The sequence below is a fragment of the Lentzea aerocolonigenes genome, from assembly GCF_000974445.1.
GTDB classification, from domain to species: Bacteria; Actinomycetota; Actinomycetes; order Mycobacteriales; family Pseudonocardiaceae; genus Lentzea; species Lentzea aerocolonigenes.
Genome location: NZ_BBOJ01000024.1, coordinates 36,126 through 60,922, shown reverse-complemented (window position 1 = coordinate 60,922; position 24,797 = coordinate 36,126). Strand labels below are relative to the sequence as shown.

At 70.6% G+C, this 24,797-nt stretch carries 22 protein-coding genes; 10 read left to right on the top strand and 12 right to left on the bottom strand.

Annotated features, from left to right (window positions below):
- Positions 1–56 precede the first annotated feature (56 nt).
- Positions 57–797 carry a maleylpyruvate isomerase family mycothiol-dependent enzyme gene (locus tag AOM45_RS38985; protein ID WP_035913352.1) on the bottom strand — a complete coding sequence of 247 codons (741 nt, stop codon included), beginning with the start codon at positions 795–797 and terminating at the stop codon, positions 57–59.
- On the bottom strand, positions 794–1,411 hold the full coding sequence (locus AOM45_RS38980; protein WP_063757173.1) for a TetR/AcrR family transcriptional regulator: 618 nt from the start codon (positions 1,409–1,411) through the stop codon (positions 794–796). The genes AOM45_RS38985 and AOM45_RS38980 overlap by 4 nt, the downstream gene beginning before the upstream one ends.
- Before the next feature lie 53 nt (positions 1,412–1,464).
- On the opposite strand from AOM45_RS38980, the gene AOM45_RS38975 reads away from it, so the two are divergent.
- Entirely contained in the window at positions 1,465–2,484 is a 1,020-nt protein-coding gene (locus AOM45_RS38975; RefSeq protein WP_030472690.1) for a DUF2399 domain-containing protein, read from the top strand.
- Here the strand turns inward: AOM45_RS38975 and AOM45_RS38970 are convergent.
- Positions 2,473–2,940 (bottom strand): MarR family winged helix-turn-helix transcriptional regulator, encoded by a 468-nt coding sequence (locus tag AOM45_RS38970; RefSeq protein WP_156094346.1) that lies wholly within the window; start codon positions 2,938–2,940, stop codon positions 2,473–2,475. The genes AOM45_RS38975 and AOM45_RS38970 overlap by 12 nt on opposite strands.
- 56 nt (positions 2,941–2,996) lie before the next feature.
- Between AOM45_RS38970 and AOM45_RS38965 the strand changes: the two genes are divergently transcribed.
- A complete protein-coding gene (locus AOM45_RS38965; protein WP_030472692.1) occupies positions 2,997–4,199 on the top strand; it encodes an FAD-dependent monooxygenase in 1,203 nt (400 codons plus the stop codon).
- A 203-nt stretch (positions 4,200–4,402) separates the two neighbouring features.
- Here the strand turns inward: AOM45_RS38965 and nudC are convergent, their stop codons facing one another.
- The 4 genes from nudC to AOM45_RS38945 are packed head-to-tail and all read right to left on the bottom strand — an operon-like array spanning position 4,403 to position 9,678.
- Positions 4,403–5,350 carry an NAD(+) diphosphatase gene (gene nudC / locus AOM45_RS38960; RefSeq protein ID WP_030472693.1) on the bottom strand — a complete coding sequence of 316 codons (948 nt, stop codon included), beginning with the start codon at positions 5,348–5,350 and terminating at the stop codon, positions 4,403–4,405.
- Positions 5,347–6,753 (bottom strand): M16 family metallopeptidase, encoded by a 1,407-nt coding sequence (locus AOM45_RS38955; protein WP_372497495.1) that lies wholly within the window; start codon positions 6,751–6,753, stop codon positions 5,347–5,349. The genes nudC and AOM45_RS38955 overlap by 4 nt, the downstream gene beginning before the upstream one ends.
- Positions 6,750–8,033, bottom strand: coding sequence for a M16 family metallopeptidase (locus AOM45_RS38950; protein WP_030472695.1), 1,284 nt, complete (start codon positions 8,031–8,033; stop codon positions 6,750–6,752). Before AOM45_RS38950 ends, AOM45_RS38955 begins: the two co-directional genes overlap by 4 nt.
- Positions 8,034–8,043: 10 nt before the next feature.
- The gene (locus AOM45_RS38945) at positions 8,044–9,678 is read right to left on the bottom strand and encodes a DUF2207 domain-containing protein (protein WP_081902688.1); all 1,635 of its coding nucleotides are present in this window, start codon (positions 9,676–9,678) and stop codon (positions 8,044–8,046) included.
- 414 nt (positions 9,679–10,092) lie between these two features.
- On the opposite strand from AOM45_RS38945, the gene AOM45_RS38940 reads away from it, so the two are divergent.
- From AOM45_RS38940 to AOM45_RS38930, 3 genes are all read left to right on the top strand, one after another.
- Positions 10,093–11,112 (top strand): neutral zinc metallopeptidase, encoded by a 1,020-nt coding sequence (locus tag AOM45_RS38940; protein WP_030472697.1) that lies wholly within the window; start codon positions 10,093–10,095, stop codon positions 11,110–11,112.
- Positions 11,113–11,240: 128 nt separating this feature from the next.
- Positions 11,241–12,473 carry a neutral zinc metallopeptidase gene (locus AOM45_RS38935; protein ID WP_236703989.1) on the top strand — a complete coding sequence of 411 codons (1,233 nt, stop codon included), beginning with the start codon at positions 11,241–11,243 and terminating at the stop codon, positions 12,471–12,473.
- 12 nt (positions 12,474–12,485) lie between these two features.
- On the top strand, positions 12,486–13,379 hold the full coding sequence (locus tag AOM45_RS38930; RefSeq protein ID WP_030472699.1) for a neutral zinc metallopeptidase: 894 nt from the start codon (positions 12,486–12,488) through the stop codon (positions 13,377–13,379).
- On the opposite strand, the gene AOM45_RS53605 is transcribed toward AOM45_RS38930, so the two are convergent.
- Positions 13,376–14,638 carry a sensor histidine kinase gene (locus tag AOM45_RS53605; RefSeq protein ID WP_030472700.1) on the bottom strand — a complete coding sequence of 421 codons (1,263 nt, stop codon included), beginning with the start codon at positions 14,636–14,638 and terminating at the stop codon, positions 13,376–13,378. The two genes, AOM45_RS38930 and AOM45_RS53605, sit on opposite strands and share 4 nt — an antisense overlap.
- On the bottom strand, positions 14,635–15,303 hold the full coding sequence (locus AOM45_RS38920) for a response regulator transcription factor (RefSeq protein ID WP_030472701.1): 669 nt from the start codon (positions 15,301–15,303) through the stop codon (positions 14,635–14,637). Before AOM45_RS38920 ends, AOM45_RS53605 begins: the two co-directional genes overlap by 4 nt.
- Before the next feature lie 79 nt (positions 15,304–15,382).
- Between AOM45_RS38920 and AOM45_RS38915 the strand changes: the two genes are divergently transcribed.
- From AOM45_RS38915 to AOM45_RS38905, 3 genes are all read left to right on the top strand, one after another.
- Positions 15,383–15,952 (top strand): single stranded DNA-binding domain-containing protein, encoded by a 570-nt coding sequence (locus AOM45_RS38915; RefSeq protein WP_030472702.1) that lies wholly within the window; start codon positions 15,383–15,385, stop codon positions 15,950–15,952.
- 43 nt (positions 15,953–15,995) lie between these two features.
- On the top strand, positions 15,996–16,448 hold the full coding sequence (locus AOM45_RS38910) for a hypothetical protein (protein WP_156094347.1): 453 nt from the start codon (positions 15,996–15,998) through the stop codon (positions 16,446–16,448).
- Positions 16,449–16,704: 256 nt separating this feature from the next.
- Positions 16,705–17,208: an RICIN domain-containing protein gene (locus tag AOM45_RS38905; RefSeq protein WP_030472704.1), complete on the top strand. Its 504-nt coding sequence runs from the start codon at positions 16,705–16,707 to the stop codon at positions 17,206–17,208.
- 60 nt (positions 17,209–17,268) lie between these two features.
- Here the strand turns inward: AOM45_RS38905 and AOM45_RS38900 are convergent, their stop codons facing one another.
- Positions 17,269–18,309 carry a potassium channel family protein gene (locus AOM45_RS38900; RefSeq protein WP_030472705.1) on the bottom strand — a complete coding sequence of 347 codons (1,041 nt, stop codon included), beginning with the start codon at positions 18,307–18,309 and terminating at the stop codon, positions 17,269–17,271.
- Complete coding sequence (locus AOM45_RS38895) at positions 18,306–19,715, bottom strand: M20/M25/M40 family metallo-hydrolase (protein ID WP_030472706.1); 1,410 nt, start codon at positions 19,713–19,715, stop codon at positions 18,306–18,308. The genes AOM45_RS38900 and AOM45_RS38895 overlap by 4 nt, the downstream gene beginning before the upstream one ends.
- 62 nt (positions 19,716–19,777) lie before the next feature.
- Between AOM45_RS38895 and AOM45_RS38890 the strand changes: the two genes are divergently transcribed.
- Together AOM45_RS38890 and AOM45_RS38885 are read left to right on the top strand one after the other, a co-directional pair.
- Positions 19,778–20,158: a DoxX family protein gene (locus tag AOM45_RS38890; protein WP_030472707.1), complete on the top strand. Its 381-nt coding sequence runs from the start codon at positions 19,778–19,780 to the stop codon at positions 20,156–20,158.
- Positions 20,159–20,235: 77 nt separating this feature from the next.
- Positions 20,236–20,775 (top strand): hypothetical protein, encoded by a 540-nt coding sequence (locus tag AOM45_RS38885; RefSeq protein WP_174517955.1) that lies wholly within the window; start codon positions 20,236–20,238, stop codon positions 20,773–20,775.
- A gap of 641 nt (positions 20,776–21,416) precedes the next feature.
- Here AOM45_RS38885 and AOM45_RS38880 read toward each other — a convergent pair.
- The gene (locus tag AOM45_RS38880) at positions 21,417–24,770 is read right to left on the bottom strand and encodes an ATP-dependent helicase (protein ID WP_035913358.1); all 3,354 of its coding nucleotides are present in this window, start codon (positions 24,768–24,770) and stop codon (positions 21,417–21,419) included.
- Between the last annotated feature and the right edge of the window lie 27 nt (positions 24,771–24,797).

Below are 24,797 nucleotides of genomic sequence, written 5' to 3'. Positions count from 1 at the left end.
GAGGATGCCCCGTATTCGCGACCGATGTGTACCGGCCGTCCTGAGTGGATCGTTCCCTAGAACGGCACCTCGGTGTCCAGCGGGGCGGCCCCACGTCCGGACAGCGCGCGGCAGAACTCGACCGCGTCGAACTCCAGCACCGGGCCGCCCTCGCCCCACGTGCCGCCCGCCGGACCGGTCAGGTGCAGGGTGAACGGCCTGCCGTGCCGCTGCGCCCACTCGCGCACGACGTCGTCGACGAGCACGCCGTCGTGGTCGGCGGTGAGCACCAGCGGCGCCCCGACCGCCCGCGAGATGTCGACCCGGTGCATCCACGGGTCACGCGTCATGATCACGTCGCCGAGGAAACCGAGCGTCCACGTCTCGTCGCGGCCGTTGATCTGCTGCGCCTGGCCCATCTTCTGCTTGCGCACGAACCACGGCATGCGACGCCGTCCCTTGACCGCGCGTGGAGCGACCTCGGCGTAGCGGGCCGCGATGCCGGCCGGGGACATGTCCGCGCGCTCGGCGACCTGGAGCTCGGTCAGCGCGTCGATGAACACCCCGCCGCGTTTCTCCGCCGCCTTGACCTGGCGCAGGCTCTCGCGGATGGACGCGGACATCTCCGCCATGCCCAGCATGTGCGCGACCATCGCGCGCACGTCCCACCTGGGACAGTCAGTGGGCCTGGCCCAGTCCCGGGACCCGAGGCCGTCGAGCAGCGCGACGACCCGTCCGTACTCGGTCTCGGCGAGCCGCATCGCGGTGTCGCGGTCGAGCGCGGAGGTCCTCGGTCTGGTGGCGAGTGCGGAAGTCATGTCGTGCTCCTCAGCGGAGGTCCGGGAAGGTCGAGGTCGTCGGCGAACATGTCGATCACGCGCGGCAGCTGACGGAGCCAGCGGTCGCCGCCGGGCTCGTTCGCGAGCTGCCGTTCGAGCAACCCGCCGCCCAGCGCGAGGAAGAGGTCGACGTCGGCACCGTCGGTGATGCCGAGCCGGTGGAACGTCCGCTGCAGCAGGTCGATGACCTGCACCGACGGCGCGTAGGCAGCGTCGGACGGCACGAAGCCGGGGATCGAGCGCTGGTTCATCAGCTGGTAGCGGGCCACGTCGGCGACCGAGAAGTCGTAGAAGTGGCGGACGATCGCCAGCAACGCCTCGCGCGGCGCTTCCGGCAGGTCTTCGAAGTTCTGCTCGGCCTCGGCGAGGAAGAGCGTCCACGCCTGGCCGAACATCGCGTCGTAGATAGCGTTCTTCGAGTCGAAGTGCGAGTACAGCGACGGTGAGCGCATGCCGATCATGGCCGCGACCTCGCGCAACGTGACGGCACCCAGCCCGTCGCGGCGCGCGATCTCCCACGCGGCGTCGACTATCTCTCTTCGGGTGGCCTCACGCCGTTCGGCTTGCCTATCGCGATTAGGTGCGGCGCTCATGGTTAGGTACGGTCCGCTCACGACGTCCGGAAGTCAAGGCCTAAGTTGGCGTCGTGACTGAGTTCGACCGCCCTGAGCTGGCAGAGTTCTGGCGCCTCGCCCGCGAGACGATGGAGGGCGGCGGCCGCTCGGCGTTCAGCTTCCGCGTCGAGGACGCCCGCACCGCGACCGCGCTCGGCGAGCTCCTCCGCAAACCGGTCGCGCACCCGGCGCGTCGTCAGATCTCACTGGCACGTCTCGACGAACACGTCCGCGCGCACGGCAGCACCCTGCCCGAGGTCCTGGAGTCCGTGCACGGCAGGCCGGTCGGGATGTCGAGCACCGAGGAGGCGTCCACCGCGGACGCCGTGCTGAGGTTCGCACTGCGCGAGCACGGCCTGCTGCACGCGCCCTGGGCGGCCGAGTGGATCGAGCACGTGCGCAGGTACGGCAAGATCCCGCAGCCCGCGTTGCCGATGATCGCGAACCAGGCGGCGTCGATCCTCGCCCGGCTCCAGCAGGAACCCCGGCAGTGGACGACCCGGTTCGCCTTGGCGGGCAACGATCTCGACGACGGCCGCCCGCTCGCCCGCGTCGTGCGGCAGGCGTTGCGGCTCGCCGGCACCGACTGGGAACGCGCCGGGGTGCTGCCGGACGCGTACAGCGACCCGGTGCTGACCTCCCAGGGCTACCTGACGTTGCACGACACCCTGGACACCGATGAGGTCACCGTCGTCCACAGCCCGCGCCTGCTCGAGTCCGGCGTGCCCGGACCGTTGGTGGTGCTCCCGAACGGCCTGACGGCACAGGCGAAGCACCACCTCGACGGCAGGACCGTGCGGTGCCACAACGACTTCACGCCGGACGGCATCCGCACCACCAACGAGGTCCTCGCCTGGACGGGCGGAACGGCGTGGCGGATGTCGGCGAACGACTACCGCGAGGCCGTCGCCACGCTGATCGCCCGCGGCGTGGAGCTGCCGACCCTCAACTCACGCCCCGAGAACGCGAGCTGGGACCCGGACCTGGCCGACACCATGGCCACCACGGGTCTGATGGTCACCGAGGAGCACGTGCTGCCGTCACTCCTCTGACGGCGCGAACCGCTTCACGTCCCACCGGCCGTGCCCCTCGAGGAGCTTGCGGCCGATCCGGCGCAGGTCGGCGAGGTCGCGGTCGTTGAGCAACCCGGTGAACTCCTCGGCGAGCGACGCCCGGTACACGCGCGCCGTGGTGCCGAGGCACGCTTCCTCGCCCTCCTCGGTGAGCACGGCGTAGACGAGCCGCCGGTTGTCCGGCGGCTGCTCGCGCGTCACCCACCCGCGCTTCACCAGCCGTTCGATCAGCCGCGTGACTCCCGACGGGCTCACGTCCAGCAGCTCGGCGAGCTCCAGCATCTTCAGCCGTCCGCCGTTGTGGTGCAGCTGGTAGAGCGCCACGTGCTCCAGCAGCGAGCACCCGGCGTCGGCCTCCATGCGGCGTCCCATGGCGGCCTTCACCGCGTCGACGCCCTGCTGCACGTACAGCCACGAGTAGATCGGCTCCGTCACCACCTCATCCTAAAACAGGTTTGACACCGCGACATTTCCACAGTCAAATGTTGTGCATGAAAACCTCAACCGACGTCACCGTCGTCGGCGCCGGCCCTGTCGGTCTCCTGCTCGCGTGCGAACTCGCCCTGCAGGGCGTCCGCACCACCGTGCTCGAACGCCTCACCACCCAGGCCGACACCATCAAGGCCCACATGATCAGCGGCCGCACGTTCGACATGCTCGCCATGCGCGGCCTCGGCCCGGCCGTCACCGCCGCGAGCGAGGCCGAGACCTCCCGCCTCGCCTGGTACCGCGCCAGCACCGGCCACTTCGCCGGACTGTTCAAACTGGACGGTCAGGACCTGGTGATGCTGAGCCAGCAGGCCCTGGAACGCGTGCTCGAAGCCCGCACCCTGGAACTGGGCGTCACGATCCACCGCGGTGTCGAGGTGACCAGCCTCGACTTCGACTCGGACTACGTCGTGGGCTGCGACGGCGGCCGCAGCACCGTCCGCAAGCTCGCCGGCATCGACTTCCCGGGCACCGGCCCGAGCCTCACCGGCTACCAGGCGATCGTCGACCTCGACGGCGAGCTCGACCGCGGCTGGAACCGCACGCCCACCGGCGTCTACGCCTCCGGTCCGCTCCAGGGCCGGATCATGATGATCGAGTACGACGGTCCTCCCGAGAACCGCGAACCCACCCGCGAGGTGCTGGAAGCGTCGCTGCGCCGGGTCAGCGGCCGCGACGTCCGCATCACCGCCGTCCACACCGCGACGGTCTGGACCGACAACACCCGTCAGGCCACCACCTACCGCCGCGGCAACGTCCTGCTCGCGGGCGACGCGGCCCACGTGCACTCCCCGTTCGGCGGCCAGGGCCTGAACCTCGGCCTGCACGACGCGCTGAACCTCGGCTGGAAGCTCGCGACCGGCGACTCCGAGCTGATCGACACCTACACCGCCGAACGCCACCCGGTCGCGGAACGCGTGCTGCGCAACACCATGGCCCAGGTCGCCCTCACCCGCCCCGACCCGCAGGCCCGCGAGCTGTACGCGCTCTTCAGCGACCTGCTGGACCTGCCGGAGGTCAAACGGCGCATCTCCGCGATGGTCCAGGGCACCGACATCCGCTACGAGACCGGCTGCGACCACCCGCTCGCGGGCACGTTCGTCCCCGGCCTCGACCTGTCCGACGGCAAGGGCACCAGCATCGTGCTGGACGGCCTCGACGCCACCGTCCGCCCGGACGGCTACATCTCCAGGATCACCTCGTGAAGATCGCCGTGACCGCGTAACCGAAAACCCAAGCACGCCAACGACGTCCACGCGACTTCGACGACCCGGCCTCGCCGGCCGAGGCGTTCACCGGCGTGGACGGCGTCTTCCTGATGACCTCGTTGGGCGGCCCGGCCGAGGCGGAGCAAGGCGAAGCCGCGGCCGACGCGGCCCCGGTTCCCGGCCGGCAGCCCTGGCGCCGGCTAGACCGCGCCGGACCAGCTCTGCAGCATGCGGAACGCGATCGACGCGCCACCCGCGAGCCCGAGCCCGGGAACGCTTCCCGGTTCCTCGATCGCCTTGCGGACGTCGGCCCGCGACACCCACTTGGCCTCGGCGATCTCGCCCTCCGCCGGCCGCAACGGCTCGGCCGGATCCGCGACGGCCTCGAAGCCGATCATCAACGACCGGGGGAACGGCCACGGCTGCGAACCGAGGTAGCGGATGTCCTTCACGGTCACGCCGACCTCTTCGAGGATCTCCCGCGCGACGCAGGCCTCCAGCGACTCCCCGGCCTCGACGAACCCGGCGAGCACCGAGAACCGGCCTTCCGGCCACTCCGGCCCGCGGGCGACGAGCACCTGGTCGGCCCCGTCGTGCACGAGACAGATCACCGCGGAGTCGGTTCGCGGGTACTCCTCCCGTCCGCACCCGGAGCAGACGCTCACCCAGCCCGACTTCTCCAGCACGGTCCTGGCACCGCACTTGGCGCAGTACTTGCCGAGCCGGTGCCACTGGAACAACGCCGCCGCGGTCGTGAACAACCCGGCGGACATGTCGTCCAGCGTCGCACCGGACTGCCGCAGGTCGAGCCACTGCGGCTCGTCCGTCAGCTCCGGTGCGACCCACGAACGACCGACCGGAACCTGCTCGTCTTCCTCGGCGGGCATCTGCACGGCGAAGTACGCCACGCCGTCCTGCTCACCCAGCAGGACGGCGTTCACGGGCGGCTGGTCGCCGAAGTCCACGGCCGGCCGGTCGGCCAGCCGCGTGCCCCGGTCCGCGACCAGCGTGCGGCCACGCGTGTCGACGACGATCATCCGGGCCTTGGGCCAGAGCGCGGCGAGCTTCTCGTCGTCGCCGCGCAACGGCTCACACCGGTCGACCACGAACCGCGACAGCGCGGGCAGTGAGGCCAGCTCGAAGCTCACTGGAACGAGACCCCGCCCAGCGCGGCGAGCTTCGGCTTGAGCTGCTCGGCGTCACCGACGAGCACACCGGTGAAGTTGCCCGGCGCGAAGAACTCCAGCGCCGCCGCGGCCACCTGCTCCGGCGTGACGGCCTGCAGCCGCTGCGGGTGCGCGACCAGCCAGTCGATGCCCAGGCCGAGCGCGACGAGGTTCACGACGAACGACGCCAGGCCGCCCTGCGAGGACGTGCTGGTGAGCAGCGTGCCGATCGCGTACCGGCGCGCCACGTCCACTTCGGACTCCGACGGCGGCACCATGCCGAGCCGCGCGAGCTCGTACCGGGTCTCCAGCAGTGCCGCGGCCGTGACGTCGGACGCCGTGTCCGCGTCGATCAGCAGCGTGGCGCCGTGGATCGTGAACTCGGGGTGCGAGCGGGCGCTGTAGGTGTAGCCCTTGTCCTCGCGGATGTTCTCGACCAGGCGGGACGAGAAGAACCCGCCGTAGACCAGGTTCGCGAGCTGCAACGCCGGGTAGCGCTCGTCCGTGCGCGGGATCGCCTGCGCGGCGAGGCGGATCTGCGACTGCACGGCACCGGCGCGGTGCACCAGCAGCACGTCGCCGCCCTCGACGGCGGGCAACGGCGGCAGCTGAACGGCCTCGCCCTCGCCCTGCCACGCGCCCAGCGCCTCGCCGACCTGCGCGACGGCCTCGGCCGGCTCCACGTCGCCGACGATCACGAAGACCGAGCCGCGCGGCAGCAACGCCTTGGCGTGCAACGCCACCACTTCGTCACGGGTGACGGCGGCGACCTCGTCGGCCTCCGGCATCTCCTTGGCGTACGGGTGGTCGCCGTACAGCTTCTTCTGCAACGCCTCCCGCGCGATGACGTTCGGCTGCGAGCGGGCGAGCGTGATGCGCTCGACGAGACGGGCGCGCTCGCGCTCCAGCTCGTCGGCCGGGTACGCCGCCGACGTCAGCACGTCGCGCAGCACGTCCAGCACGGTGCCCAGGCCCGTGGCCAGCGCGTTGCCGGTGAAGCTGAGGCGCTCCGGGTCGACCACGGAGTCGAGCTCGCCGCCGACCAGCGCCAGCTCGGTGTCGATCTGCACGCGCGAACGGGTCGCGGTGCCGGTCAGCACGGTGTTCGCGAGGATCTCCGCCTGCGCCGAGTGCGCAGAGCCCTCGCTGGAGGTCGCCGGGTCCGCGAACGGGACGCGCAGCCGCAGCTCGACCATCGGCACGGTGGCGCGCTTGATCGCGATGACGCGCAGGCCGTTCGGCAGCACGGTGTCCACAGTGGACAGATCAGCGGCCGCCTTCTGCGAGCCCAGCTCCGGCAGCGGACGCGGGCCGACCTCGGTGCGTCCGATCTCTTCTGCCGACCGGTGGGTCTTTTGCCCCGGAGAAGAAATTGAGACGGTCACTGAGCTCCTCCGGTGGGCTTGACGAAGAGAAGGGCGCGGGCGTCGGGACGCAGCGCCTTGGCCGCGGCGGACACCTCGTCCACGGTCACCGCGGCGATCCGCTCGGGCAGTTCGTAGATCAGCTCGGCGCGGCCGAACAGCAGCTCCGCGGAGCCGAGGCCCAGCGTGCGGTTCGTGAGCCGGTCGTGCTCCTTGTGCATGGTCGACGCCCAGCGGGCCGTGACCTTCGCGAGCTCCTCCGCCGACGGCGGTTCCTGCGCGAGCTTCTGCAGTTCCTCGTCGATGGCGGCGATGACCTGGTCGGGCGAGACCTCGGCGGTGTGGATCGCGGTGATGCTGAACGTGTCCGGGTCGCGGGCCTCGAGCGGGCCGAACAGGCCGCAGCCGGCGTTCAGGTCGATCACGATGCCCTCGCGGTGCACCAGGCGCTGCTGCAGGCGGGAGCTGTCACCGTCGGTCAGCACGCCGGCGAGCACCAGGTACGCGAGGTAGCCGTCGATGTCGGTGACCGGGTCCGGGACGCGGTAGCCGATCGCGATCGCGGGCAGCGGGGCCAGCGCGTCGCCGTGCTCGTGGCGCACCTCACCCTGCGGGGCGGGCTCGGCGAACGAGGGGCGCTCCGGCTTCGGACGTGCGGGCACGTCACCGAAGTGCTTCTCCACCAACGCCTTCGTGGCTTCGACGTCGAGGTCGCCCGCCACCGTCAGCACCGCGTTCGCCGGGCTGTAGTAGGTGTCGAAGAACTCCGCGCAGTCGTCGACTGTGGCGCTCTCCAGGTCGACGAAGTCGCCGTAGCCGTTGTGCGCGTTGGCGAACGTCTTGAACAGCACCGCGGGCAGGAGGATCCAGGGGAACCCGCCGTACGGGCGGTTCAGCACGTTGAGCCGGATCTCCTCCTTCACCACGTCGATCTGGTTGCGGAGGTTCTCCTCGGTGAGCTTCGGCGCGCGCATGCGGTCGGCTTCGAGGAACAGCGCCCGCTCCAGCGCCGCGCTCGGCAGCACCTGGTAGTAGTCCGTGTAGTCCGGGTGCGTGGACCCGTTGAACGTGCCGCCCGACGACTGCACGTGCCGGAAGTGGGCCAGCTTCTCCAGGCTCTCGCTGCCCTGGAACATCAGGTGCTCGAAGAGGTGCGCGAAGCCGGTGCGCCCCTCCGGCTCGGAGCGGAAGCCGACGTCGTAGTGCACGCTGACGCCGACGACCGGTGCGCTGGCGTCGGGGGCGAGCACCACCCGCAGGCCGTTGGGCAACGTGAACCTGTGCAGTTCGGGTGAGGCCATGCAGGCAAGCCTACGGGTTCGGCGCCCGGAGCGATCGAAGGTGGCCCGCCTGGGCGAGCACGCCGTCGAGCGCCCCGAGGAACGCGGGGAAGCTGCGCCGGAAGTCTGTGCTGGTTTCCGCGTTCCCGTACCAGTAGAGGTCCTGCTGCCCGAACTTGGTCAGCCACCCCTCGGTCTCGCCGAGCACCACCGCGTACGGCAGCGAGCGGGAGAACACGAGCTCGCGGTCCTCCTCGGGAACGTCGTCCGGCGTCACGCCGTGCAGGTAGCCGCGCAGGCCCCGGACGTGCTCCAGCAGCTCACTGCCGCGCTTGGTGCGGGCGGGCATCGACCGCGCGCCGAACGCCAGCGCTACACCACCGACCGCGACGGCGAGCCCGAACAGCGCGTTGCCGACCGTCAGCGCCAGCACGACGGTCGCGACCAGGCCGAGGACCGCGATCACGACACCGACCCACCAGAACAGGCTGCGTTCGGCGTCGGGGCGGCGCACGAACCAGCGCTTCTCCACGACGTCCGCGTACAGCTCGTCGCGGACGCGGGCCAGATCGATCCGCCGGCCGCGCAGCTCGGACACCGTCACGGCGTCGACGCCCTGCGGCAGAAGGGCTTCGTAGACGGCCCGCTCGTAGCCGGACAGCGAGGCGTCGGCCGGGTTGCGGCGCACGATCTGCCAGTCGTGGCCCTCTGTCTCGGCGATCCACAGGTAGTTGCGCACGGCGAGGTCGATGACCGTGGCGGTCACGTCGACGACGTCCACGTGCTCGTCGACGACGGTGCCGACCTGGCCGGGCAGCACACCGTCGGGAGAGGCGAACGCGACCCTGTTGTTCTGGTCGCGCACGAGGACGCTGACCGCGCCGACCTCGCTGGCGAGCGCCGCCGCGTCCCGGCCGCGCAGGTACCACAGCAGCGCGACACCGCCGAGCAGCAGGACGAGGAGCCCGCCGAGCGCGGCGCCGCTGATCGGGGTGAGCGCGAAGGCGGCGGCCAGCCCGGACTGCTCGACCACGACGGCGTTGGGCGGCACGACCCCGGCGGACAGTCCGATCGCGACGTCGACCCGTTCCCCCGCGCCGAGCTTGATCTCCTGCGCCCGCACGCCCTTGCCGTCCGCGAGGTCCGCGCTCGTGCAGGGCTGCGACGAGCCGACGGGTCCCGCGAGGCAGTTGACCGACGTCGGGGAGTCCGGTGCGGAGAACGTGACGGCGACCTTGTCGAGCTCGGTGTCCCAGCCACCGGCGACCTGCCAGCGCACCTCGAGCGCGTCGCCGACGGGTGCGACCGCGCCGACGACCGTGTAGGTCAGCGTGGCCTGCCCGCCCTCGAGCGTGACGGAGAACTTGTCACCGCTGACGTTCGCGCTGCCCTTGCCCTCGACCCTCGCGTCGGTGACCTGGTACTGGCGCTCGAGGTCGTTGCCGACCGCGAGTCGCAAGGGGACGGTCCGCTTCACCGTCTTGCCGTCCGGCACGTGGACGGTCTCGGTGACGGAGAGCCTGGAGTCGCGCTCCAGCTTCATCCGCACCTCGGTGCTGACGGTCCCCGGCAGCGGCTGCGCGAGCGCGCCGGCAGCCGTCCCGACGGTCATGACGGACGTCAGCGCGGCCGCGGCGAAGATCGCCACTCCCCAGTTCTTCAACACGGCTGCGGACAATACTGGAGTCCTCATATGCTCCGGCGGACTTTCGAACAGACGCCATCTGGGGGATTTTCGGCGATGACAACGCCACCGCCGCCGGGCAGTTTTCCGCCACCACGCCCGGTCGGTCCGCCGCCCGTGCCCGCAGCACCACCGTACGGGCCGCCGATGCCTCCCCGCCCGGTCCAGGGGCCGCCGCCCGTGCCTGCGCGCCCTGTTCAGGGCCGGCCGCCCGCGCCTGCGCACCCGGTCCAAGGACCGCCGCCGGGGATGCGCCCGGTGAGTTCGCCTCCTCCTCCATACGGTCCACCACCCGCGAGCCCGCCACCCGTGGGCCCGCCGCAGCTGCGACCGCCGAACCCACCTCCGTACGCCCCGCCGCCCGGCCGCGCACCCCTGCCACCGCCGCGCCCGGTCATGCCCCCACCGCAGCCGACCTGGGGCCACCACCCGCACCCCGGATACGCGCCGTACCCGCCCATGCCCCGCAAGAGCAGCAGCGGCCCGATCCTGGCCCTGGTGCTCGGCGGCGTGGTGGTCCTCGGCCTCGGCGCCGTGGGCGTCTTCGCAGCCGCGTTGAACAGCAAGGTGAAGGACTCGGGCTACTCGAACTACACGACGTACAGCCCGACCTACTCCTACACGAGCACCACGACGACAACGACCACCACGACAACAACCACGTCGTCGACCAGGACCTCCACCCCGTCGACCCCGGTCGGTCCGAAGGCCGTCTACAAGCTCGCCGACCACCCGATCTTCGCCACGAACGTCGGCGCGAACGACTTCGACTCCTGCCCGCTGCCGAGGATGGAGTACAACCCGGCGGGCGAGGAGCGGTTCCTGTCGGCCGCGCTGCCGTGCATCGAGAAGGCGTGGCAGCCGGCGTTGAAGGCGGCCAACCTGCCGTACCAGCCGGTGGAGCTCCAGGTGTTCACCGGCAGCACGCAGACGCCCTGCGGCTCGCGCAGGGCCGACACGACCGCGATGTTCTGCCGCGGCGTCATCTACTGGCCGGGCAACTTCTACGCCAACGAGCAGAACGGGACGCGGCACCCCGGCGTGTACCTCGGCCAGCTCGGCCACGAGTACGGCCACCACGTCCAGTGGCTCACCGGCATGATGCGCGCCGCCGACCAGGCCCAGTACGACGTGGGCGGCTTCGACACCACCAAGGGTCTCGAGCTCAACCGGAGGCTGGAGCTCCAGGCGACCTGCTTCGGCGGCATGACGCTGGCGCCGTTCTCGCACAAGAACGTCGTGCCCATGGACGTCGTGAACACCGGTCTGACAGACGCGGGCCAACGCGGCGACTACAACCGCACGCCAGACCACGGCAGCGCGCCGAACAACGAGCGTTGGGTGATGCACGGCCACAAGCAGAACAACATCAAGGCCTGCAACACCTGGGCGGCGAGTTCCGCGGACGTCTCGTGAACCGATCCGCCGACCCGCGCGTCTGAAGAAACGTGGACGGGACGCGTTAGCCCGGTCGGGGGACGCGCGATCTCTGTCCGCCTATGCTCGTACCCGACCCAGGCTCACCAATGGGGGGACCTCAGGCGATGACGCAACCACCGCCGCCGGGCAGTTGGCCGCCGCCACGCCCGGTCGGCCCGCCGCCGATGCCCGCACCACTCGGGCAGCAGCGTCCGCCACAAGGCCCGCCACCTCCTCCGTACGGCGCGCCACCACCACAGGGACCCCCTCCTGGCCAGTACGGCCACTACGGTCCGCCGCCGCCCGGCCAGGTGATGCCGCCGCCGCAACCGACGTGGGGCGCGCCGCCCAACGGCTACGCGCCGTACCCGGTAATGCCACCGCCGCGCCGCAAGAACAACGGCCCGGTGGTCGCGCTGATCCTCGGCGGCGTGGTGATCCTCGGCCTGGGTGCGGTCGGCGTGTTCGCGGCGACCTTGAACAGCAAGTTCAAGGACACGGGCTACTCGAACTACACGACGTACAGCCCGACCCTCACGGCTGCCCCCACCACCACCGAGGCCACCACGACGACGACCACGCCGTCACGTCCGTCGGCCTCGCGCACGCAGACGTCCCAGCCGGCGCAGGCGGGCCCGAAGGCCGTCTACACGCTGGCCGACCACCCGTTCCTGAAGCCGGCCTTCGGCGCGAACACGATCTCCGGCTGCCCGCTTCCGGCGATGGACTACTCGCCGGCGGGCCAGGACCGCTTCCTGCGGGCGGCCCTGCCGTGCATCGAGAGCATGTGGAAGCCTGCGCTGCAGGCGGCCAACCTCCCGTACCAGCCCGTTGAGCTGCACGTCGTCACCGAGACGTCGCAGTACCCGTGCGGCACCGTGCGCCCCGACCAGACCGCGCGGTACTGCCAGGGCGGCATCTACTGGACGGCCAACGCCTACGCCGCCGAACGCAACCCGAACAACCCGAACCACCCCGGCAAGTACCTGGGCCAGCTCGCCCACGAGTACGGCCACCACATCCAGTGGCTCACCGGAATGCTGAAAGCGTCGGACCGCGCGCAGTACGACGCGGGAGGGTGGGATACTCCGAAGGGCCTCGACCTGAACCGCCGGATGGAGCTGCAAGCAACCTGCTTCGGAGGCATGACCCTGGCCCCGCTCTCACACGGAGCGGTGCCCATGGACGTGATCCGGGTGGGTCTGACCGACGCGGGCAACCGGGGCGACTACGACATCTATCCGACCAAGGACCACGGCACACCCGAGAACAACGCCACCTGGGTGGACCGCGGTTACAAGTCGAACAAGGCGTCGGAGTGCAACACCTGGGCAGCGGACCCGGGCTCTGTCTCCTAGAAAGGGGCGAACGTGACCCAACCGGCCAAGAACAACCCGGTGGTCCTCGCGGGAGTGTTCGTGCTGGTGGTCGCCTTCGTCCTCGGAATCGGTCAACTGAGTCGCCCGAGAGTGGTGACGGGTCACGCCCTGGCGGGTTCGCGCCCGGCGCCGGTCACGTCGACGGAACCGTCGACCCCGATCCGCCCGCGAGCCGTCTACCGCCTGGCGGACCACCCGGTCCTGGTGAACGCGGCCTCCCTGGCCCCGATCACCTGCACGCTCCCCCAGTTCGCCACCACGGACAAGCAGCTGGCGGCGTACTACGCGGCGGGCGTCGAGTGCCTCGACGCGGCCTGGGGCCCTCTCCTGACGGCGGCGAACATGCCGTTCGAGAAGCCGTCCCTGGACGCTTCTCCCGACCTGAAGGACGGCCCGTGCGGCGCCGCCCCGGAGTCGGATCACGCGGTGGCCTACTACTGCGGCCGCAACCGCACGATCTACATGCCGACCAGCCGCCTGCGCGAGAACGGCGGCGGTGACGCCCCGGCCACCCACCTGGCGACGCTGGCCCACGAGTACGGCCACCACGTCCAGGCGCTGACCGGTCTGCTGCGGGCAGCGGACCTGAAGATCACCGACGCTGGCGAGAAGACCCCGGCTGGCCTGGAGATGTCACGCCGGATCGAGCTGCAGGCGAACTGCTTCGCCGGAATGTTCCTCACCAGCGCGCAGGGCCGGGGCTCGGTGACGACGAACCTGGCCCGCCAGGCGCAGGAAGACTTCCAGTACGCCGTGGAGGAAAAGCCGGAGAACAACGCTCACGGCTCAGCGGCGAACCAGGCGCAGTGGGCGACCGCGGGCTTCAAGAGCAACACGACGACGGCGTGCAACACCTTCGCGGCACCGGCGGACAAAGTCGGTTAGGAAGGCCGCGCGACCGGCAAGGTCACCCGGAACACGGCCCCGTTCTCCGACGGCTCACAGGTCAGCTCGCCACCGTGAGCCCGCACCACCCCGCGGGCGATGGCGAGCCCCAGCCCGGACCCGCCGGACCGCCGGTCCCGTGCGTCGTCGAGCCTCACGAGCCGGTCGAAGATCCGCTCGCGTTCGGCCTCGGGCACGCCGGGTCCGTTGTCGGAGACGGTGAATCCCGTCAGGTCGACGCGAATTCGCACGGTTCCGGACGGGCCGGTGGCCTGCCGGGCGTTGTCCACCAGGTTCGCGAGCACCTGGGCCAGCCTCTGCCCGTCGCCGTGAACGGTGACCGAGACGCCTTCGGCGGCGATGTCGAAGTCGGGTGCCACGTACCGGGTCCTGGCGACCTCGGCCTCGGCCAGCCCGAGCAGGTCCACCGGTTCGCGCTGCATCTCGTACCCGGCGTCCAGCTGGGCCAGCGCCAGCAGGTCGTCCACCAGCCGCCCGGCCCGTCGCGCCTCCCGCACCAGCAGGAACGACATCTGGTCCCGGTCGGGCGAGTCCACCGGCGCCTGCACCAGCGCCTCGGCCACGGCCTGCACCCCGGTGATCGGTGTGCGCAGCTCGTGGGCAGCGTCCGCGACGAACCGCCTCGTGCGCTGCTCGGAGCCCTCCAGCGAGTCCAGCATCCCGTCGAAAGCGGCCGCGGTGCGCCCCAGTTCGGTGTCGGTGCGCGAGGGGTTCAGCCGCCCGCCCCGATGCCCGGCGGCAATGGCCTGCGCCAACGACGTCATGGCGTCCAACGGCGCCAAGGCCCGCCGCACCACCACGATCATCAACAGCCCGGTGACGGCGATCGCCCCGAGCCCCAGCAGCACCAGCAGCTTCCGCAACCGGACCTGCGCCTGCGAGATCGCCTCGGTGTCCGCGTAGAAGGTGAACCTGTTGCCGTTGATGGTGCGCGCCTTGCGCTGGTACTGCCCGTCCTCCGGCGCGTCCCCGAAAGACGTGCCGTTGGGCAACTCCACGGTCACCTGGACGCCGTTCTTCTTCGACAGCTGCCGCACGACCTCACGTGGCGGTGCTCCCCGCAGCACCGAGGTGACCGCACGCGTCTCGAGGTCCCGCAGCACCCCTTCGACATCACGGGAGGACTGCCCGGCGAACGTCCGGTCGACCCCGATCACCAACGCGACGAGCACCAGGAACAGCACCAGCAGCACCGACACGGCGACCCGCCGCCGCAACGAGACCGTGCGGAGGTTCATTCCTCAGCCCGCAACACGTACCCAAGACCACGCACGGTGTGCACGAGCCGTGGCCCGTGTTCCTCGGTCTTGCGGCGCACGGCGGAAACGTGGACCTCGACCAGGTTCGGGTCGTAGTCCTCGTACCCCCACACGGCCGTGAGGATCTGCGTCTTCGACACGACGCGCCCGCGCTGGGCCGCCAGGTACACGAGCAGCCGCAGTTCGGTGGCGGTCAGCTCGATCGGCTGGTCGGCGCGCATCACGACACCGGCGTCGGCGTCCACGACCAGGTCGCCGACCTGCACCGTCGACGGCGTGCGCCCGAGCCTGCGCAACACGGCCGACACCCGCGCCACCAGTTCTGCCAGCACGAACGGCTTGCCCACGTAGTCGTCGGCGCCGCCGGAGAGCCCGCGCAACCGGTCCGGCACGCCGTCGCGGGCGGTCAGCATGACCACCCCGGCGCCGGAGGAACGGCGGATGACCTCGAGCAGCTGGAAGCCGTCGCGGCCGGGCAGCATCACGTCGAGCACGACCAGGTCGGGGCGGAAGCGGCCGAGATCGGCCTCCAGCTGACGCCCGTCCAGGCGGTGCTGCACCTCGTAACCCGACTCGCGCAACGCGGACGACACCGCGGCGCCGATCGCCTCGGCGTCCTCGATCACCAACACCCTGGCGGACACCTCACCATTCTGCTGATCATCCGGAGTTCGGGCGACTCGCCTTCAGCTCACGCTCAGATTGCGCGCGCACCCTGAGCACATGTCGAAGAAATCTGCGTGGGCCGGCGCCGTCGTCGCGGCCGTCGGACTCACCGTCGGCGGCATCGCGGTCGCGACGGCGGCCGACAACCCCGATGGCCCTCCCGCGGCGTTCGCGGAGCGCCACCCCGGCGGCCCCGGCAAGCCCGGCCGTCCGGACAAGGCGAAGCTCAAGGACAGCACCCTGGTCGTCGGCCGGGTGAAGTCGGTCGAGAGCGGCAAGCTCACGATCACCAAGGACGACGGCAGCGAGGTGTCGTTGACCACTGACGGCTCCACGAAGCTGCGTGGCGGCGACCTCGCCGGGCTCAAGGCCGACCAGCGCGTGACCGTGCGCGTGAAGGACGGCAAGGCGCTGAACGTGGCGTTGGCGAAGGCCCACGAGCAGGGCACCATCAAGGACGTCAACGGCAACAACGCGACGTTGATCCAGGTGGACGGCCTGCAGACCCCGCTGGACCTGTCGTCCGTGAGCGAGAAGCCGAAGAACGGCGACCTCGTGGCTGTGACCGGAACCGTGTCCGACGGCAAGACCATCAAGGTCGAGCAGCTGCGTCAGATGCCGAAATAAACCTGGGCTCCACGCGGACCGCCGCGTCTGCGAACATCGCAGTGTGGCGGTTCCGCGAAGCCCCGACAGATGGGTGTTCATCCTGCTGGTCGTCGGACTGGTCGGGATCGGTGTCGCGGTCGCGCTGCTGGCGCCCGCCAAGGTGCTCGGCGCCTCTGAACCTCCCAGACCCGTGGCCGCGACCGTCGTCGAGACCGGCGCTTGCGGCCAGGGCATGGACACCGTCGAATGGGATGCGGGCGGCCAGAAGAAGCAGGCCAAACTGGACGGCTGTGGTCACCGCAAGGGCGAGACCGTCGAAGTCGTCACCACCGGCACCGACATGGTGTCCTCAGCGTCGTCGCTCCCCGCCGGACTACCGGTCGGGCGCCGCCTCACCGCGTTGCTGCTCTGCATGGCGGCGCTGGCGGGTGGCTTCTACGCGTTCCTCTTCCGCTACGCGCCTCTGCGCGCGCCGGCCGTGATGCCGAGTCCGCGGCAGAGCTCGGTTTCTTGAGCAATCGCCTCGGCCATTCGGGCGCTTTCGCCGTATAGGATTCCGCAATACCGTGGCTCCTGGACCTGATCTGGGGGCATCGAGGTCCGCCGGGGAAACTCCGCAACGCGGCCGCGACCGCGCCCCCGATTAATTCCGCGAGCCGCTGTTGCGATGCTCTGATCGATTCCGTTGCGACACCTTCACAAGCCTGGGGGCTCCTTTGAAGCGTGCAAGAAATCGAATCGCGATCGTATTCTTCGGATTGATTTTCGCCATGGTCGGCGCCATCCAGCCGGCCGGTGCGGAACCGACGGTTTCCTTGCCGGACAAGGTCGATCTGGCGCAGGTGGGCGCGGCAGCGGGACCCACCAACCGCTGGCTGCAGAACTACAACAGCTCGAAGTGCATGCTGGTCCAAGGTGCGGCCGACAACAACCCCGCCGTCCAGTACCAGTGCCTGGACTACGCCGACCAGAAGTGGGACTTCGTCGAGAAGGGCAACGGGCAGTACCAGCTGCGCAATCGGAACAGCGGCAAATGCCTGCTCATCCGCGGCACTGACAACGAGGCACCCGCAGTCCAGTTCTCTTGCCTGGACTACGCCGACCAGTTCTGGACCTTCCACTTCTACGGGGGCGTCGAGGGTGAGTGGTTGTGGGTGAGGAATGCCAACAGCGGCAAGTGCCTGGTCGTTCGCGGAGGCAGCGACGGCACCCAGCTGGTGCAGTTCCCGTGCTCGGAATACGTCGACCAGGCGTGGCGGCTGTGGCCGCGATAACCGGCTGACCTGATCAGCCACCCGGTGCCCGCCTCGGCGAGGCGGGCACCGGCACCTCGGTCACTCCCCCGCGGGCGTGACCTTCTTGACGTAGAGCAGCCGATCGCCCGGCTCGATCGCGTCCGCCTCCGGGGCGTCGACGCGGAACAGGGTCCCGCCCCGCACCACTCCCAGCACGATGTCCGAGAGGTGCCGCGGCGACCCGCCGATCTCGCTCGCCTCGACGTCGCGTTCGGCGATCGCCAGCCCGGCGTCGGGCGTGAGCAGGTCCTCGACCATCGCGACCACGGACGGCGTCGCCGTGGCCATGCCGAGCAGCCGGCCCGCCGTTTCCGACGACACGACCACCGAATCCGCGCCGGACTGCTTCAGCAGGTGCTCGTTCTCCCGTTCCCGCACCGACGCCACGATCTGCGCTTTGGGTGCGAGCTCGCGGGCGGTCAACGTCACCAGCACGGCCGTGTCGTCCCGGTTCGGTGCAACGACGATCGCGCGCGCACGGGCCGCACCGGCGACCCTCAGCACGTCGTTGCGCGTACCGGAGCCATGCACCGTCACGAGCCCGATGGAGGAGGCGGCGTCGAGCGACTCCTGCACGGTGTCCACGACGACGATCGAGCCGGGCTCGACACCGTCGCCGAGCAGCGCCGCGACCGCTGATCGCCCCTTGGTGCCATAACCCACGACGACGACGTGGTCCCGCACGACCCGCCTCCACTTCTGAATGCGCAACGCCTGACGGGAGCGCTCGGTGAGAACTTCTAGTGTCGTGCCGACCAGCACGATCAGGAACAGGACCCGCAACGGCGTGATGACCAGAACGTTGATCAGTCGCGCCGACGACGACGCGGGCGTGATGTCGCCGTAGCCGGTCGTTGAGAGAGACACCGTCGCGTAGTAGAACGCGTCGAGCAGCGAGACGCCGTCTTCGTTGACGTCCCGGTAGCCGTCGCGGTCCAGGTAGACGATCAGCACCGCGAGCAACAACGCCGCCATCGCGCCGATGACGCGTTTCAGGATGGCGCGGACCGGGCTCTGCACCTGGTCCGGCATCCTGATCACGCCGACGAGCGAGTGCGACGCTTCGTCAGTCAGGCTCATCGAGACAACCTCTCGGGCAACATCCGCCACAGGTGAGCCGCCGCCTCCGCGCCTTTGAGGAGCAACGGCACTACAACGCGCTCGTTCGGCGCGTGGACGCGATCATCCGGCAAGGTGGCGCCGAGGTAGACGAGGGGCACCCCGAGCCACGCCTGCAGCACCGCCGCCGGCCCCGACCCGCCGGCGCGCGCGAACCGCACGGGGCTGCCGAACGCCAGCTCCACCGCCTCTTTCACCGTCGCGTTCGCCGGGTCGTCCGGGCTGATCGCGTACGGCGGCACACCGTCGCCGCGGAAGCTCACCTCGGCCCTGATGCCCGGCGGCGTGTGCTTGGCGACGAACTCCTTGAGCTGGTCGGCGACGTTCTCCGGCAGCTGGTCGGGCACGAGCCGGAAGCTGATCTTCGCCGTGGCGCTCGCGGGGATGATCGTCTTGAAGCCGGGACCGGTGTAGCCACCGCTGATCCCGTTGACCTCGGCGGTCGGCCTGACCCAGATCCGTTCCAGCGTCGTGTAACCGGGCTCGCCGTGCAGCGCCTGCGCCCCGCCGCCGTTGTGCGCCAGCCACTTCTGCTCGTCGAACGGCAGCGCCGCGTAGTCCTCGCGCTCCTTCGCGGTCGGCTCGCGGACGTCGTCGTAGAAGCCGGGGAGCTGGATGCGCCCGTCCTCGTCGTGCAGCGCTGCGACCAGTCGTGCGAGCGCGGTCGCGGGATTCGGGATCGCACCGCCCGCACGCCCGGAATGAACGTCGTCGGTGCCGCCGAAGAACGTGATCTCGCCGGCGAGAACACCGCGCTGCCCCGTGTTGACCGTCGGTGCGTCCCGTTCGTGAAGCGCGGTGTCCGTGAACACGACAAGATCGCAGTCGAGATCATTCCGGTGATCGTCGAGGAGCTTTCGCAAATGCGGCGAACCGGATTCCTCCTCGCCTTCGACGAAGAGTTTCAGCGTGACGTCCGGCGCATTCCGCCCGGTCGCCGCCAGATGCGCCTTGACCGCGAGCAGGTGCATCAGGACCTGCCCCTTGTCGTCGCTCGCGCCCCTGCCGAACAGCTCGTCACCGCTGATCACGGGCACGAACGGCGAATGCTGCCAGCGTTCGACAGGATCGACGGGCTGCACGTCGTGATGGCCGTAGACGAGCACGGTCGGCGCCTCGGGATCCGCGGCGGGCCAGCAGGCGAACACGGCGGGAAGCGCGGGCCCGTCGCCCCAGACCCGGACCTCCGGCCAGCCGTCCGCTCTGAGCTGAGCGGCCAGCCACTCGGCAGATCTCCGCACGTCAGGCACGTGCGCCGGATCGGCGCCGATCGACGGAATCTTGATCCACTCGCAGAGTCCCGCGACGAAGGAATCGCTCAGCGCGGCAACAGCGGCGCGTTCGGGATGATGAGAATCACCTGCCACGCTCGTGGAGAATAGGCCAGCCCGATCTCGCCTACGCGGCGTAGGCATGACAGGGTGACCGCATGGAACCGAACCGTTCCCGAGCGCGGTCGGCGATGGCGCTCGCCGCACTGCTGAGCCTGGCGGGGACCACCCACTTCACCAGGCCGAAGTACTACGACGCGATCGTCCCGCGAGCCCTCCCCGGCACCCCGAGGCAGTGGACCTACGCGTCCGGCGTCGCCGAACTGGCCGTGGCCGCAGCCGTGGCGACCCCGCGAACCCGCCGCCTGGGAGCCCTGGCAGCCGCCGCGTTGTTCATCGCGGTGTTCCCCGCAAACGTGAAAATGGCTCTGGACTTCCGCGACAAGTCGCCGAAAGCCCGCGCCCTGGCGTATGGTCGCCTGCCACTGCAGATCCCACTCGTCGCTTGGGCCTGGAAAGTGGCCAAAGCGGCCCCATGACCACCCTGGGTAATCCTTAACCAAGTCTCCCGCAAACGATGTCATTTTCCGCGCGAGGAACCCTTAGGATGCGCCCTGTGCAAACGCTTCTTCAGCGCGCCGCAACAGCGCTCGGCTGGGACGGAGTCGTCGTACCCGACGTAGCCGTCCTGGGCCAGCAGGTGTCCGCGGTGGTGCGTTTGCTGCCGGAAGTGCACGAGTGGAGAACCCAGAACGGCTGGCCACCCCGCGCCGACCCGTCGTGGTTCCGCTCGTGGTTCGAGCCAGCAGCCCACGACCGCCTCCCGGTGGCAGCGGTGGAACTGGTCGGCGTCCTGGTGAGCGAGTCCACGACGGACCGCGCCCTCCAGTCGTGCGGCACACTGCTGACCCTGGCCCCGTGCGCGGTGATGCTCCCCCGCTCCGACGAGTCCCAGGCCTGGTCGTACATCGAGCTCGACTACTACGGCATCGGCGTGGTGGTAGGCGACGACACCTCAGCCAACCTGATGGTCCCGCCGGAGGACCGCTCACCGGAGTTCGGACCGTCGCTGTTCGGACGCTGGCTGCTCAAGGTGCTGTACGAGCGGGTGCTGAAGGAGTCGCACGCGCCGGCCGGGACTCGCCCGCAGTCCTGACCCGCCTCGCCCGCAGTGCTGATTCGCGGCCCGCAGTCCTGACCCGCCTCGCCCGCAGTCCTGACTCGCGGCCCGCAGTCCTGACCCGCCTCGCCCAGAGTCCTGACTCGCGGCCCGCAGTGCTGATTCGCGGCCCGCAGCCCTGACTCGCGCGGGCGATCGGAACGAGCCCTGCCCTGACCCAGGGTGCGGGGGCGAAGCTGCGCCAGCCCAGACTCGGCATGCCCCCCGACCGGAACTCGCCAGAACTCGGCCGACCGGAACGAGTCCGCCGTCCTGCCCCAGCTCGCCTGCTGCTCCCCCGCGCGCTTCCTTGTCACGCAACGATTGAAAACCGCTTTGGGTTCCCGGCTGTCCACAGCCTAGTCGAGCACCCGTATCCGCAGGTCACAAAGCCGCACCCTGTGGACAACTCGCGATCATGACCCGCAACGGCAGGGCCCCGTCACGACTCCACAGAGGCAGACCCGACCGTCACAACCGCCCGGCGGCCAACCCCGCGCGTGTCGACCTCCGCAACCAACCGCGCGTGTCGACTTGCTAGCGGCCGACCGCGCGCCGCGACTCCGCAGCTATCGCCCCGGGCCGTCACAACTCCAGCCGAACGCCGCCCGTCTCGACTCCACGGCGAACGCCGCCCGTCACGACTCCACCGACCGGATCAGGTCCTTCAACCCCTGCTCGTCCAGCAGGTCCGCCGGCCTCACCGTGTGATCGTGCCGCACGTAGTGGAACGCGGCCCGCACCCGCTCCAACGGCTCCCCCGTCAGCGCCGCCCACGCCAGCCGGTACGCCGCCAGCTGCACCGACAGGGCCGGCAGCGCCTCCGCGTCCGGCACGGCGCCGGTCTTCCAGTCGATGACGGTCCAGCCGTCCGGGTCGCGGTACACGGCGTCCATGCGGCCGCGCACCGAGATGCCCTCGAACTCCGTCTCGAACGGCACCTCCACGTCGTGCGGGGTTCGGTCCGCCCACGCGCTCTGCAGGAACGCCTCCTTCAGGCGTTCCAGGTCTGCGTCCGGGGAGGCGTCGGCGTCGCCGGCGCCTGGTAGTTCGTCCAGGTCCAGCAGGCGGGTCGCACCGAAGCGGTTTTCCAGCCACGTGTGGAAGGCCGTGCCTCGGCGCGCCAGCGGGTTCGGGGGGAACGGGAGCGGGCGGCGGAGTCTGCGGGCCAGCAGGTCCGGGTCCTTGGCCAGTTCCACGAGTTGCGAGACCGACAGGTGGTCGGGCAGCTCCACCTGTTCGCGACGGTTCTGGGAGGCCGCGCGTTCGGCCAGCAGCACGTCGACGTCTCGCGCCCAGCCGTCCGGGTCGTCCTCCTCCGGCATCTCCGGGTCGTCGGGCACCACGTCGTCCGGGAGCGGTTCGGGCTCCGGCGGGAAGTCGTCGTCCGGCGGCTCGTCGGGAGGCGGCGGGTAGTCCTCCTCGACGACGACGGGTTCTTCGAAGATCAGCGGCAACGGCTCCGGCGGGGCGTTGCGCAGGGCGTCCAGGGCGGCCAGGACCATCTCGGCGCCTTCGACCACGGCGTCTCGGCGTTTGCCCAGGGGGTCGGCCGGCCACTGGGAGCTCTTCACGTCCTCGGCGAGCGGGTTCGGGGTGTCCGCGTCGGGCTCGGGAGCCCAGAGGCTGATGTCGCCTGGCGGGTTGTCGCGTTGCAGGACCTCGTGCATCTCCTGCAGGAACACCGACGGGCCCTTGGGTTTGTCGCCCGCCTCGGCCCACCAGTGGCCCGACATCAGCAGGCTGTGCTCGGCCCTCGTCACGCCGACGTAGAAGAGGCGGCGTTCCTCGACCAGCCTGCGGTCCTCGAACTCCTCGGCGTGCACGGTCAGCGCCTCGTCGACCTCCTTGCGGTTGAAGCCCGCGGACAGCCGCAGCGACGGCAGGTCGGCCGCGTCGCCTCGCAGCGGGGCCGGCAGTTCCGTGACGGCCTTGAGCCAGCACGACGACTTCTTGCGGCCGGGGAACACGTCGCGCACCAGGTGCGGCAGCGCGACGATGTGCCACTCCAGGCCCTTCGCCGAGTGCACGGTCAGGATCTGCACGCGGTCCTCGGACACCTCGACCTCGCCCGGCTCCAGCCCGTCTTCGGCGTGCTCGGCGGTGTAGAGGTAGTCGAGCAACGACGGGAGCGTCGCCGATGGGGACGCGGCCGCGAAGTCGGTCACCACGTCGGAGAAGGCGTCGAGGTGGGCTCGGCCGACCATGCCCGGTCGCGACATCGACTCGATGTCCAGCAGCAGCGTGCGTTCGACGTCCGCCACGAGCTCGGGCAACGGCTGGTCGAGCCTGCGCCGCAACGCCGCCAGCTCGCCGCCCAGCCGCCGGATCCGCCGGTAGCCGTCCTGCGAGTAGGCGTCGGGGTCGCCGGGGTCGTCGAGTGCGTCGGCGAGGCCTGCCTGTTCCGCGTGCTCGCCCGGCAACGCGTCCGCGAGCACCAGCAGTGGATCGTCCACAACGGACTGTCGTGGCGCGACGCCCGCCAGCTCCCGCGCCCGCGACCACAGCGCCGCCAGGTCGACCGCGGCCAGCCGCCAGCGCGAGCCGGTCAGCAGGCGGGCGGCCGCCGTTCCCGCCAAGGGGTCGACGAGAACTCGCAGCGCCGACACCAGGTCCCGCACCTCGGGCTCGTCCAGCAACCCGCCGAGACCGACGACCTCGACCGGCAGCCCGCGCTCGCGCAGGGCCGACGCGATCGCCGCCATGTCCGACCGCCGCCGCACCAGCACCGCCGCCGTCGGTGGCACGCCCTCGGCGTCGAGGTGCGCTTCCCATTGCGCCGCAACGTTGTCCGCGAGCCAGTCGAGCTCCTGCCGGATGTCGGAGTGCAACGCCAGCCGGACGTCACCCGGCCCGGCACCAGGACGCGCGCGCAGCTCTTCGACGTCCAGCCCGGCCTCCCGCAGCGGCAACGACACCGCGTTCGCGAGCTCCAGCACCTCGGGAGGGTTGCGGAAACTGGTCAGCAGCCCGAACTTCCGCGTCGGCGGGAAGTCCTCGGCGAAGCGCGGCAGGTTCGCGGCGGACGCCCCGCGCCAGCCGTAGATCGCCTGCGCGGGGTCGCCCACGGACGTCACCGGCATGGGCTCGCCGAGTCCGAACAGCGACCGCAGCAAGACACGCTGCGCGTGTCCGGTGTCCTGGTACTCGTCGAGGAGCACCGCGCCGTACCGCTCGCGCTCGCCGGACGCCACCTCCTTGAACCCGGCGAGCTGCGCGGCCAGCGACATCTGGTCAGCGAAGTCGAGAGCGGCCTCCTTGCGCTTGCGTTGCTGATAGGCCTCCAGCAACGGCAGCAGAGCCACGCGGAGTCGTTGTGCCGCAACGACCTCCCGCAGCTTCTCCGGCAACGCGTCCCGCTGGCGAGGCGCGCGCGGAGCGTTCTCGACCAACGCGCAGAACTCCGCGGCGTGCGCCTCCAACGCCTCGGGCGTCACGAGGTGCTCGCCCAGCTCCCCCGCGAGCCGCAGCAGGTACCCGGTGATCGTCGCCGGCACCTTGTCCGTGTCGAGGTCGCGAGCCCACGTCGACACCACCCTGTGCGCGAGCTGCCACGACGCCGTCTCGGTCAGCAGCCGCACGCCCGGCTCGACCGGCAGCCGCAACCCGTGCTCGGACACCAGCCGCCCGGCGTACGCGTGGTACGTCAGCACCACGGGCTCGCCGGTCAGCACAGCCATCTTCCGCTCGCCGCTCGGATCCAGCTCGTCCAGCAACGGCGACCCGGCCAGCCTGCGCAGACGCGCCCGGACCCGGTCCGCGAGCTGCCGCGCGGCCTTGCGCGTGAACGTGAGGCCCAGCACCCGGTCCGGCAGCACGAGACCGTTCGCCACCAGCCACACCACGCGCGCGGCCATCGTCTCGGTCTTGCCCGCACCCGCACCCGCGACGACCAGCGCGGGCTGGGCGGGCGCGGCGATGACCTCGGCCTGTTCGGGGGTCGGTTTGTTCAGGCCCAGGGCTTCGGCGATCTCGAAGGGACTGACGGTCATCGGGGGAGCTCGTGGTGGTGGGGCGGG

Excerpts from the sequence above, each read along its gene's own strand:
- AOM45_RS38980 (WP_063757173.1), bottom strand. The coding sequence starts at position 1,411 with ATGAGCGCCGCACCTAATCGCGATAGGCAAGCCGAACGGCGTGAGGCC.
- AOM45_RS38965 (WP_030472692.1), top strand. The coding sequence starts at position 2,997 with ATGAAAACCTCAACCGACGTCACCGTCGTCGGCGCCGGCCCTGTCGGT.
- AOM45_RS38905 (WP_030472704.1), top strand. The coding sequence starts at position 16,705 with ATGGTCGGCGCCATCCAGCCGGCCGGTGCGGAACCGACGGTTTCCTTG.
- AOM45_RS38940 (WP_030472697.1), top strand. The coding sequence starts at position 10,093 with ATGCCCCCACCGCAGCCGACCTGGGGCCACCACCCGCACCCCGGATAC.
- AOM45_RS38935 (WP_236703989.1), top strand. The coding sequence starts at position 11,241 with ATGACGCAACCACCGCCGCCGGGCAGTTGGCCGCCGCCACGCCCGGTC.
- AOM45_RS38985 (WP_035913352.1), bottom strand. The coding sequence starts at position 797 with ATGACTTCCGCACTCGCCACCAGACCGAGGACCTCCGCGCTCGACCGC.
- AOM45_RS38890 (WP_030472707.1), top strand. The coding sequence starts at position 19,778 with ATGGAACCGAACCGTTCCCGAGCGCGGTCGGCGATGGCGCTCGCCGCA.
- AOM45_RS38880 (WP_035913358.1), bottom strand. The coding sequence starts at position 24,770 with ATGACCGTCAGTCCCTTCGAGATCGCCGAAGCCCTGGGCCTGAACAAA.
- AOM45_RS38900 (WP_030472705.1), bottom strand. The coding sequence starts at position 18,309 with ATGAGCCTGACTGACGAAGCGTCGCACTCGCTCGTCGGCGTGATCAGG.
- AOM45_RS53605 (WP_030472700.1), bottom strand. The coding sequence starts at position 14,638 with ATGAACCTCCGCACGGTCTCGTTGCGGCGGCGGGTCGCCGTGTCGGTG.
- AOM45_RS38950 (WP_030472695.1), bottom strand. The coding sequence starts at position 8,033 with ATGGCCTCACCCGAACTGCACAGGTTCACGTTGCCCAACGGCCTGCGG.
- AOM45_RS38915 (WP_030472702.1), top strand. The coding sequence starts at position 15,383 with ATGTCGAAGAAATCTGCGTGGGCCGGCGCCGTCGTCGCGGCCGTCGGA.